Here is an 11,413-nt window from a genome sequence, read left to right as displayed (position 1 = left end):
CCCGAAATGGCCGATCCTCGAAGGCCCATAGCCGGCACATCCAACCCCGAACGGACAGGGACCTGCCTGACGACCACTGATCTCAGACGGTCTCCAGGGCGGCCGCATTGGTCTGGCACCTGGCGGCGAAGGCCGAGAAGATCGAATCGGCCAGGGGCTGCATCTGCGGCAGTCCACGCTGGAAGTCCTCCCGCATCTGGTCTATCTGCGACTTCTTGAACCCCTTGGTCATCTGGGGGACCTGCATCCACTCGTCAAAGAGCGGCGCCGTCACCTCCAGGTGGAACTGCAGTCCCAGCCCGGACCCGAACCTGAAGGCCTGTACCTTGGTGTACCGGGAGCGGGCCAGGAGCGTGGCCTTCGGCGGCAGGGTGACCTGATCACCATGCCAGTGAAGCACGTCGGTGCGCTTGTTCCACATGGATATGTCATCGTCATCCCCCACCCAGCGGATGGGGGCCATGCCATACTCCGGCTGTTCGGTTTTGACCAGGCTGCCCCCCAGGGCCCTGGCCATGATCTGATGCCCCAGACAGATGCCCAGAACGGGCTTGTCGGCACCGACCGCGGCCTTGACCAGTTTGGTCTCCGCCTTGAGTCCGGGATGGTGGTTGAAGTCGTCGGCCGACATGGGCCCGCCCATGATGACCACACCTGCAAGCTCCTTGAAGTGGGGCAGTTCGGGTTGCTTCTCATCCACGATGTTGAGAATCCTGGTCTCCAGTCCGCAATCCTGCAGATTTTCCAGGATGCGACCCGGCCGTTCCCATTCCACATGCTGCAGTACAAGCACACTTGGTTTAGCCATGGTCCCATTCTTGCACATCCACATGTCGGGCGGTCGCAGCCGTGCGACCACCAGGGTGACGGGAGGTCGCGGGCCGACCGGAACCGCAGCTTCGGCGGGGCGTGCCGAGGGTGATTCAGCAGGCGAAGCCGGTCAACAAGACTTGGTAGGCTCGGGCGTATGGACAAGAGCTCTCATCCGCAAAACGACAAGCATTCCGTCAGCCTTGCGGCCGCCGATCTGCGTCTCTACGACACGGCCACCCACCAGGTGACCCCCTTCCGCCCGATCGAGGAGGGCAGGGTCGGCATCTACGTCTGTGGGGCCACGGTCCAGTCGTCACCCCACATCGGTCATATCCGCACCACCCTGGCCTTCGACCTGATCCGGCGCTGGCTGATGCGCCTGGGCTACCGGGTGACCCTGGTGCGCAACGTGACCGATATCGACGACAAGATCCTTGACAAGGCGGCGGCCGCAGGTCAGCGCTGGTGGGAGCGGGCGTACATCTACGAGCGCGAGTTCAGCAAGGCCTACGATGCCCTTGGTGCCCTTCCCCCCACCTACGAACCCCGGGCCACGGGCCACATCACCGACATGATCGACCTGATCCAGCGCATCATCGACCGGGGCCACGCCTACGTGGTACCCGACACCCAGGGGAACCCCTCGGGCAATGTCTACTTCGACGTTCCCTCCTGGCCCGACTACGGGGAGCTGACCCACCAGCAGACCGGCACCCAGGCGGCCGATGAGCAGGCCGCCATCGCCGACCGGATGGGTCCCAGCGTGGATGCCCAGGCCAGCGGACGGAACGACCCATACAACCCCGCCGACCCGACCGAGGCGGGCAAGCGCGACCCTCGCGACTTCGCCCTCTGGAAGGCCCCCAAACCTACGGACCCACCCACAGCCAGGTGGAAGACCCCCTTCGGCACGGGTAGGCCGGGCTGGCACCTGGAGTGCTCGGCCATGAGCCACCGCTACCTGGGTGCCGATTTCGACATTCACGGGGGCGGTCTGGACCTGCGTTTCCCCCACCATGAAAACGAGATGGCCCAGTCCCATGCCGCCGGCTGGGGTTTCGCCCACCGTTGGATGCACACCGCCTGGGTGACCCAGAAGGGCGAGAAGATGAGCAAGTCCCTGGGCAATGGACTTCTGGTGGATCAGGTTCTGTCACGGTACCCGGCCTGGGTGGTCCGCTACGCCCTGATCGCGGTCCAGTACCGCTCCATGCTGGAGTGGTCGGACCAGACCCTCCACGAGGCGCAGGGAGCCTACGAGCGGATCACCAACTTCATCCAGCGCGCCGGTCAGGTCTGCGGCGGCCAGCCGGAACGGGACATGGTCGTCCACCTGGACGCCGACCACCTGCCCGTCGGATTCGTCCAGGCCATGAACGACGACGTGAACGTCTCCGGCGGGTTGGCCGCCATTTTCGCCACCATCCGGGAAACCAACGCCGTACTGGACTCTCTCGAGTCCGCAGCCGAGGGTTCCTCCCCCGAGTCCCGGGCCATGGCCCGGGACTCGCTCCTCCACGTCAGAGCCATGTTGGATGTGCTCGGGCTGGATCCACTGGACCCGCAATGGACCATGCCATCGGGGCAGGATGACCGTGCTGCCGAAACCCTTGAGGCCCTGGTCGAGGCCCAGCTCAGGGACAGGGAGGAAGCCCGCCGAGCCAAGGACTTCGTCCGGGCCGACGGCATCAGGGCGAATCTGGAACAGGCCGGAGTGACCATAGCCGATACGGCGACCGGCAGCACCTGGACGATCAACAGGTAGACACATGTCGGATATCCGGGACGTAGCCAGGAAGGCCGGGGTATCGGTCAGCACGGTCTCCTATGCCTTCTCCGGCAAGCGTCCCATCTCCTCCAAGACCTACCGGAGGATCATGGAGGCCGTCGAGGAGCTGGACTATGCACCCGATGCCGGTGCACGGATGCTGAGAGCCAAAAGGAAGAACATCGTGGCCCTGAGCGCCCCTCTGCGCCAGCGGCAGGACCGGACCTCCTACTCGGACTACTTCATCGAAATGGCCAGCAGCGAGCACGCCCGAGGCTACGATTCGCTGCTCTTGACCGCGGAAAACGGGGTGGAGGATATCCGTAGGGTCACGCGGAGCAACCTGGCCGACGGGGTCATTCTGATGGATATCGTCCACGACGACATACGGGCCGACCAGGCCGCCACCTACGGTCGGCCCTGCGTGGCCCTGGGGCTGCCGATTCACCACGAGACCCTGGCCTGTGTGGACCTGGACTTCGAACTGATGGGACGGATGGCCGTCGAAGCCATGTATCGGGCCGGTAGGAGACATGTGCTTTTTCTTCAGGATCTGAAGAGCGAGTACCGGCGTGGATCCGGTTTCCGTCTGATCCTCTCCCGTTCGCTCAGAGCCTGGTGCCACCGGTACGGCATGGACCTGCGCGAGGAACCGGGCCCGACAGGCGGGGATCTCCAATACACCCTGGGAGTTCTGCAGATCATGACTCGGAACCATGTGGACGCAGTGATCGGCGAGATTCCCCCCTCCCTCCTGGATACGGTGGTCACCCGGATGCGCGACAAGGGCCTTTCCATACCGGAGGATGTCTCCATCCTCTCCTGCGCGGCCGGCAAGGCCAGCACGGCCCTGGACAGACAGGGCATATCCGAGATGCCCCTGACTCCCGATACCCTCTGCACCACGGCAAGTGACCTTCTGACCCATGCCATAGAGGGAGGCGACTCGATTGCGGGCAGAGTGATACTCCAGAAGCCCAAGCTCATTGACAGGGGTTCGGTCATGCCCCGGCCGACCCGAACCCCTTCCTTCGGGGCCGCCTGAACCGTCGGACAGACACGGAAGGCCCCGACCCTCCCGCCGGGTGCGGGACCGGGCCGAAGCCTGGCTGCCCTGAGCCACCGGAACGATGCCCGTCAGCGAGGGCGCCGATCGCGTTCCGTGGTCTTCAACACCTCCGCCGGGAAGGACAGGTGGGGTTCGATCTGGTACCAATAGGCCACGCTCGCCAGGTCGTCCTGCCGCTCGAAGAGCCCCTGCTCATCCACTCCGATCTGTTGAAGGGTCACCTTGATGGACTCCTGGAAAACGATCGGATCGGGGATGTGCCACCGGTAAAAGCCCCGTGTGACGGGGGTGTCCGTGTCCCAGTATTCGGATTCCCTATCGTGCAACGAGCGGGAGCGGAAGGGGAAGCCCATGAAGGTCCCGGTGTAGGTCTGCTCGACGGTGGCGCCATCGGGGTCATGCCCGGCAAAGCTCCAGGCCCCGCCGAAGTAGTCCTCGCTGCCTGTGGAGCACCAGGTCGGATAATCCTGGTCACCGTCGATGTACATCTTGACCTCGCCCTCTCCCCACCACCGGCTTTCGAGGGCCGTCAGGGCCAGGTAGGTCCCCGCATAGGTGCCCGCCCCCCTGACCCCGTCCAGGATCACATAGTCCCGGGCCAGGTCGGTGACCCGCTGCCGGCGCCACTGGGCGTGGAAGGTCATCACGTCATCAGGCAGATCATCCTTTTCGGCGTAGTCGATCTGATAGAAGAAGGCCTCGACAGGTTCATGGTGCTCGTTGCGCAGGACGATACGGGCGCCTGAGTGGAAGGGCATGGGGAAGTAGCAGTTGAATCCCCGCCTGGGGTAGACGGCCATGGGCAGTGATTCGATCCTGCAGGCCTGGGCGTGCCCGCAGCAGAAGAAGTCCCCCAGGGGAGCACAGACCGAGGGGGACTCCTCCCCGTCCCAGTAGCACTCCAGAATCAGATTGCGCAAAAGGTTGGGGCCCGTGGGTGAGGTGGATTCAGCCACGGTCATCCAGATGTGGCGAATCACTCCGGCCCCTTGCAGATCGGCCAGGACGACCTCCTGACCGGGCTGGATGTCCCTGAGACAGGGCGTTCCCTTTCGGGAGGGACCCAGGTGACTGGCCGACATGGCCGCCCTGCCCTTCCCTCCCCTCGGGTTCTCGGCGTTGACACACCGGGTTCGGTCCGGGGACCGCATGGTCAGTGCATCCAGTCCGTAAGCCTGCTGTACCGTGGTCACGCCCATGATGATAGGTGCCTTTCCTGCTGTTGTACGCTTCTTTGTCGATTTATTCGCCACCCGCGTCCCGGTTCGGGTCGCGGGTGATCCATGGTTCACTTTACCGAGCCCGCCACGATGCCTTGGGAGAGCTTCCTCTGGAAGAAGATGAAGAAGATGATCGTCGGGATGATGCTGAGCAGGGAAGCCGAGGCCAGATCCGTCGCGGCCATGGTGTGCTGCCCCTGCATGGTGGCCAGGGCCAGGGGGATGGTCTGCGTCTTGTCGCTCATCAGGAAGGCCATGGGGATCATGTACTCGTTCCAGGTCCAGATGAAGAAGAAGACGAAGAGGACGCTGATCGTCGACCAGGACACGGGCAGAACGATCCTGCGCAGGATCTGCCAGCGCGTGGCTCCGTCCACGGTGGCCGCCTCGAGGATGGCCTGGGGGAAGGTCCCGTAGACCGCGGAGAGCAGATAGGTGCCGTAGGCGCTCTGAATGATCATGAAAATGATGATGATGGCCCATTGGGTGTTGTACAGCCCGACCCCCTTGAACATGACGTAAAGGGGGTAGAGCAGGGCCTCCTGGGGCACCATGTTGGCCAACATGATGAAGAGGAGAATGATGGTGTTGCCCTTGACCCTGCCGATACCCAGGGCGAAGGAGTTGAGCACGGAGAGGAAGACCCCCACCACCGACACGACCAGTGAAATGAACAGGGAATTGGCGAACTTCATCGGGAAGTCCGTCTTGTTCCAGAAGGAGACGACGCCATCCATGCTGAAGTGGGCGGGGATTGACAGGGGCCCGGTCATGTTGTAGTCGGCCGTGGTCTTGAAGGCATTCAGGGTGAGAATCAGGAGGGGGAAGAGCATGATCAGGGCTCCCAGTATGAGGGCCACCAGACCGGCCCAATCCCCCCAGGACCTGATGTGGCGCGGACGCCCGCCGATCGCTGCCCGTGGTTCGCTTGCGGATGCGTGATTATTCATGATGTGCTTCCTTGCGTTTCTCAGGCGATGTTTTTCTCGACACGCTTCTGCACGATGGTGAAGACGATGGAGAAGATGATGATGACCACCGTCAGCGCCGTGGATATGGCGGCGCCGTAACCGACTTGCTGAAGCTGGAAGAACTGGTTGTATGAGTAGTAGGAGGGCACCATGGTGCTGTTCTCGGGCCCGCCCTTGGTCAGAAGATAGACCGGTGCAAAGGTCTTCAATGCTCCGATGGTTGAGGTCAGTATGACCACCATCAGCTCGGGGATGATGGAAGGCAGGGTGACCACGCGGAATTTCTGCCACCAGCTGGCACCGTCAAGGCTGGCCGCCTCGTACAGTTCGGGATCGACCCGTTGCAGGCCGGACATGAAGATGACGATCGGGTATCCCAGCTGGATCCAGATCAGAATAACCATGAGGATGGGCAGGGCGGTGCCCGGCGAACCCAGCCAGTTGTGCTGGAGGGAGCCCAGTCCGATCTTGGTCAGAAGATCGTTGACCGCGCCATCCTCGGGACGGAAGATCCAGCCCATGATGATGGAGGCCACGGCCACGGGCAGGACCTGTGGCAGGTAGTAGAGGGCTCGCAGGGTTGATGAGGTGCGGGCTCCGAATCTCTTCTGGATCACATCGGTCAGGGCTGATGAAATCAGCAGACCCAGGATGGTGGGTATGATCACGATGGCCACGATGATCCACAGGGAATGGCTGAAGGATGCCCAGAAGGTGGAATCCCGAATCAGGTGGTTCCAGTTCTTCAGACCGACCCAACGGGTTGGTCCCACACCCCGCCAACGGGTGAAGCTCAGATAGAAGTTCCAGAGGATGGGGACGATGACGATGGCGATGATGCCGATCAGCCCCGGTATGAGATAGGGAACGAATCGCGAGGGTTTGCTCCCGGGTATGCGCGAGGCGGTCCGTCCACCTTTGGATTGCTTGTCAGACATGATCTACTCTCCTCGATGTCCGGCCGGCTCCTCCGATCGGATGGGGCCGGCCGCCGACGGTGATTGCTCAATCATTCAGTCCAAGCTGCGACACGCCGTCGTCGTAGTTCTTGTGAATGGTCTTGAGGACCTGAGCCGGGTCTTTGGTGCCGTTGACCAGACCCTGAAGTGCTGCGGGCATGGCATCGGTCAGGTTGGGGGCCGGGTAGTCGGGGTAGTAGCTCATCCTGTTGGCGGCTGCCGCCTTGGTATACTCGTCCACCAGATCCCGGCTCTTGGGATTGGTGATGGCCTTGGTGTCCGCGGCCACCGGGACGCCGCCCTCGTTGCCGATGTAGTTCTGGACCTCCTTCGACAGGACGACATCGATGTACTGCGCTGCCAGGTCCTTGCGCTTGGACTTCTCAGGGATGACCAGGAGGTTTCCTGCGCAGCCCTCGACCTTCCTGGCATCGGGGAAGATGGCGGCGGTCCAGTCGAAGCCCTTGATCTGGTCCATGAAGCGGGACTGGTTCCAGGTACCCGTCTGGTAGATCGGATAGTCGCCCTTGATGAAGGCCGTGGTGGTGTCCTCCGCCTTCATGCCGGTGGCGTTCCTGGAGATGTATCCCTTGTCGACCCAGTCCTTGATGGTGTTGGTTGCGAAGGTAAGGGGCTCGCTGTTCCAGTCGACCTTGTGCTTGTAGAGCTGCCAGTCATCGATGAACGCCGTATCGGCCTTGGTCATGGCCAGCTGCCACCAGAGCCAGAGGACGCCATACTCCTGGGCATCGGCAGCGATGGGGGTCACCCCGTTGTCCTTGAATTTTTGCAGCGCGGCGGTGAACTCGTCGAAACTGGTGGGGATGGCGATACCGTACTTGTCGAAGAGGTTCTTGTTGTAATAGACCCTCTGCATCTCAGCGTATGAGGAGATACCGTACCATGTATCGCCATCCATGACCCCGCGGTCATCGTACTTACCCACAGCGGCCGCCTGACCCTTGACCTTCCTGTCCCAGCCGTACTTCTCTACATAGGGCTTCAGGTCAGTCAGGAGCTTTTCGCTGGAAAGCACGCCGGCTGAGCCGTTGCCACGGTTGGACTCCATCACGTCAGGAGCTTCGTCGGAATTCAGGAACTGGCTGCCGTTCTGGGCGATCTGGGTGAAGGACTTGACCTCGAAGTCCACCTTGACACCGGTCTTTTTGGTAAAGATGTCGGCGGCCTTGAGCCATCCCTTGGCCTGCCCGCTGCTGGGCTCCTCATAGTACCAGATCTTGATGCTGGAGGGATGTTCCTCCTGTGCCGTATTCGAATTCGATCCGCATGCCACCAGGGGAACGACCGACATGGCCAGGGCCAGGGCCGCACCGAGACTCTTTGTGATCTTCATGGTATGGTTCCTTTTCCTCGTTGAAACTACTGCTTCTGCAGTTCTGTTAATCGAAATGTTTCGACGATGGCGCTTCGCCACCGCTTGGTAAATACCCGACCGCATGCTGCCTTGCACCGGCTGGTAGAGCGCCCTCTCCTTTCCCCGTTATCGGATCACCGCCCGTGCGGACATCTGCAACCGATGCCCGCCCGGGCAATCCCTATCATCCTCATCGACACCATTCGATATCGCCGAACTCCTCAATCGAATCGTTTCGATTCAGTATATAAGCAAACCACGACCTTGTCAACCCTCCCCATACGCCATACAGGAGGGCCGGGAGCGGACGACGGAATCCGCACCCGGACCGCTTATGACGAACCGTCCCACCCCCCTGCCCGAATCTCCCGGTCAGCAGCTAGACTGGGGTGATTATGGCAGCTTTTTCATCTTTGACCGACCGGCTCTCACAGGCCTTCACCCACCTTCGTTCCAAGGGCAGACTGACCGAGGCGGACATCGACGGGACCATCCGCGAGATCCGCCGTGCCCTGCTGGACGCCGACGTCTCCCTGGACGTGGTGCGTGCCTTCACGGCCCGCATCCGTGAACGGGCCCTGGGCGAGGAGGTCTCCAAGGCCCTGAACCCGGCCCAGCAGGTGGTCTCCATCGTCTATGAGGAGCTGACTGGGATCCTGGGCTCCGGGGTGGACCGCCCCCTCAACTTCGCCAAGAACCCACCCACGGTCATCATGCTTGCCGGCCTCCAGGGCGCCGGCAAGACCACCCTGGCCGGGAAGCTGGGCTACTGGCTCAAGGATGCCGGCCACACCCCCCTCCTGGTGGCGGCCGACCTGCAGCGCCCCAACGCGGTGACCCAGCTCCAGGTGGTGGGCGAGCGGGCCGGGGTGCCCGTCTACGCACCCGAACCGGGCGTGCAGACCGAGACCCCCGACCGGGTCTCCGCCGGACTGACCGGCGGAGACCCGGTCAAGGTGGCCCGCGATTCGGTCCGTCTGGCCCAGGACAAGCTCTACGATGTGGTCATCATCGACACGGCGGGCCGTCTGGGCGTGGACGAGGAGCTGATGGAGCAGGCCCGAAATATCCGCGACGCCGTCAACCCCGACGAGATCCTCTTCGTCATCGACGCCATGATCGGCCAGGATGCGGTCACCACGGCCGAGGCCTTCGACAAGGGCGTGGATTTCACCGGCGTGGTCCTTTCCAAGCTGGATGGCGACGCCCGTGGCGGTGCCGCCCTCTCCGTGGCCTCGGTGACCGGCAAGCCCATCCTCTTCGCCTCCAACGGCGAGGGGCTGAAGGACTTCGAGGTCTTCCACCCCGACAGGATGGCATCGCGCATCCTCGACATGGGCGACATCCTGACCCTGATCGAGCAGGCCCAGCGCGAATTCGACGAGGAGGAGGCCCGCAAGGCCGCCGGGAAGATGTCGGCTGGAGACTTCGGCCTGGACGACTTCCTGGCCCAGCTCCAGCAGGTGCGCAAGCTGGGCTCCTTCAAAAGCATCCTGGGCATGATTCCGGGCATGGCCCAGCATCGCAAGGAGTTGGAGCAGTTCGACGAGAAGGAGGTCGACCGCACCCAGGCCATCATTCAGTCCATGACACCGGAGGAGCGGCGCAACCCCAAGATCATCGACGGGTCGCGCAGGGCCCGCATCGCCTACGGCGCCGGCACCACGGTCTCGTCCGTCAACGGCCTCCTGCAACGATTCGAGCAGGCCGCCAAGATGATGAAGCGGATGACCAACGGCACACGCTCCATGCCCGGCATGGGCGGAGCAGGCATGGGAGGCAAGGGCAAGGCAGGCAAGAAGGGCAAGAAGAAGGGGTCACGGTCCGGCAACCCCATGAAGCGCGAGGCCGAGGAGAAGGCCCTGCGCGAGCGGCTGTCGAGCAAGGGCAAGTCCTCCGGCGGCTCAGCCTTCACCAAGCAACCCCAGGCCCCGCAGATGCCCGAGGGGATACCCGACCTGCCCCCCAACCTGGGCGGCGGACTGGGCGGTCTCTTCGGCGGCAACTGACCCTTCGGCAGGAGGCCCCATCCATGAACACCACGCTCTGGATCTTCCTGGGACTCACAGCCCTGTGGATGGCCCTGCGCTACCTTCCCGCCGGAGCCGACCGGCACCGCCCCCTGGTGGAGCTGATCGCCCTGATCGACTTCCTTTCGGCCCCCCTCCTGGCGCTTCTGGTCTGGGCCATACTGATCCAGGCATGGCCGCAGACCGCCCTGGCCCTGGTCGAATTGACCCTGGTCTGCGTATGGCGCCTGCAGTACCGCCTGCGCATCCCCTCCCCCGCCGACCCGGGCTCCGAACCGGGCGACAAGGCGGCCCCGGGTGCATCCCTGACGGTCATGACCCTGAACTGCCGTTATGGCAAGGCCGACCCGCAATCCATCATGGACCAGATCCGGGCCCATCAGGTTGACCTGCTGGCCCTGCAGGAGGTCAACTCCTCCTTGTTGGCGGGTCTGCGCAAGGTCGGCCTCAAGGCCACCCTGCCCTACCTGGTGGAAGGCCCCCGAACCGATACGGACAACGGGGGGCGCAACGCCCTCCTCTCACGCACCGAGCCCATGCAATCACAGCCCGCGGGCTTAAATCTGGAAGCCTCGGCCGTTCCCCTGATGGTGGTGAAGTCCAAGGCCGGAACGGTGCGCCTGGCCTCGGTCCACCCCCGGTCGCCCCAACGCGGAGCCCGGCAATGGGGACTGGGGATCGAACGACTGGCCCTGCTCAACAGGCCACGACGATTATCGCCCGCAGGGTCCCCACCGGAGGCCGGGGCGGGACAGGAACCCGCCTTCACCATGGTCCTGGGCGACTGCAACGCCAACCTTCACCACCCCACCTTCCGCGCCATGCTGGCTGCCGGCGGTCTGCGAGACGCCTCCCTCTCCCTGGGCATGGGGCTCCATCCGACCTTCCCCTACCGCCAAGTGGGGCTCCCCCCCATGATCGAGATCGACCACATCCTGATCAGCCGGGGCATCAGGGTGGAGTCCATGCGCACCATAGGCGTTCCCGGCACCGACCACTGCGGACTGGTTGCCCGTCTGCACTTGGCCTGACTCTCCTCCGAGCCAGGTCAGGGTCTCCTGCGGGCCGGTCGCGGGTCGTGGTTGTCCCCTAGTCCTTTTTCCTGTCTGGTGGACGTATGGTAGAATGTCTGACAGTGGACGGAAGGCCTGATGTGTGCAGGGTGCCGGGGAGGGCACCGTGGCGCACGTGGGGTTGCTTTCCCGCCG

General features: G+C 63.3%; 9 protein-coding genes. 4 read left to right on the top strand and 5 right to left on the bottom strand.

Annotated elements, in window-relative coordinates:
* Window positions 1-82 precede the first annotated feature (82 nt).
* Window positions 83-808: a type 1 glutamine amidotransferase gene (locus tag Q0K62_RS03460; RefSeq protein WP_297316592.1), complete on the bottom strand. Its 726-nt coding sequence runs from the start codon at window positions 806-808 to the stop codon at window positions 83-85.
* Between the two features lie 159 nt (window positions 809-967).
* Here Q0K62_RS03460 and cysS point away from each other — a divergent pair, with 159 nt between their 5' ends.
* Together cysS and Q0K62_RS03450 are read left to right on the top strand one after the other, a co-directional pair.
* Entirely contained in the window at window positions 968-2,578 is a 1,611-nt protein-coding gene (gene cysS, locus Q0K62_RS03455; protein WP_297316591.1) for a cysteine--tRNA ligase, read from the top strand.
* A gap of 4 nt (window positions 2,579-2,582) precedes the next feature.
* Window positions 2,583-3,626: a LacI family DNA-binding transcriptional regulator gene (locus Q0K62_RS03450; protein WP_297316590.1), complete on the top strand. Its 1,044-nt coding sequence runs from the start codon at window positions 2,583-2,585 to the stop codon at window positions 3,624-3,626.
* 92 nt (window positions 3,627-3,718) lie between these two features.
* Here the strand turns inward: Q0K62_RS03450 and Q0K62_RS03445 are convergent, their stop codons facing one another.
* From Q0K62_RS03445 to Q0K62_RS03430, 4 genes are all read right to left on the bottom strand, one after another.
* Window positions 3,719-4,849, bottom strand: a complete 1,131-nt coding sequence (locus tag Q0K62_RS03445) for a glycoside hydrolase family 172 protein (protein WP_297316589.1) — start codon at window positions 4,847-4,849, stop codon at window positions 3,719-3,721.
* A gap of 89 nt (window positions 4,850-4,938) precedes the next feature.
* A complete protein-coding gene (locus tag Q0K62_RS03440; RefSeq protein WP_297316588.1) occupies window positions 4,939-5,820 on the bottom strand; it encodes a carbohydrate ABC transporter permease in 882 nt (293 codons plus the stop codon).
* Between the two features lie 20 nt (window positions 5,821-5,840).
* Complete coding sequence (locus Q0K62_RS03435) at window positions 5,841-6,779, bottom strand: sugar ABC transporter permease (RefSeq protein ID WP_297316587.1); 939 nt, start codon at window positions 6,777-6,779, stop codon at window positions 5,841-5,843.
* 67 nt (window positions 6,780-6,846) lie between these two features.
* The gene (locus Q0K62_RS03430) at window positions 6,847-8,154 is read right to left on the bottom strand and encodes an extracellular solute-binding protein (RefSeq protein ID WP_297316586.1); all 1,308 of its coding nucleotides are present in this window, start codon (window positions 8,152-8,154) and stop codon (window positions 6,847-6,849) included.
* Window positions 8,155-8,570: 416 nt separating this feature from the next.
* Here Q0K62_RS03430 and ffh point away from each other — a divergent pair, with 416 nt between their 5' ends.
* Together ffh and Q0K62_RS03420 are read left to right on the top strand one after the other, a co-directional pair.
* Window positions 8,571-10,184 carry a signal recognition particle protein gene (ffh, locus tag Q0K62_RS03425; protein ID WP_297316585.1) on the top strand — a complete coding sequence of 538 codons (1,614 nt, stop codon included), beginning with the start codon at window positions 8,571-8,573 and terminating at the stop codon, window positions 10,182-10,184.
* A 23-nt stretch (window positions 10,185-10,207) separates the two neighbouring features.
* Window positions 10,208-11,236, top strand: coding sequence for an endonuclease/exonuclease/phosphatase family protein (locus tag Q0K62_RS03420; protein WP_297316584.1), 1,029 nt, complete (start codon window positions 10,208-10,210; stop codon window positions 11,234-11,236).
* Window positions 11,237-11,413 lie beyond the last annotated feature (177 nt).

The sequence above is a fragment of the uncultured Bifidobacterium sp. genome (assembly GCF_945269915.1).
GTDB classification, from domain to species: domain Bacteria; phylum Actinomycetota; class Actinomycetes; order Actinomycetales; family Bifidobacteriaceae; genus Bombiscardovia; species Bombiscardovia indica.
Note: the sequence above shows the minus strand (reverse complement) of the source record. Positions and strands in the feature narration are given on the sequence as shown.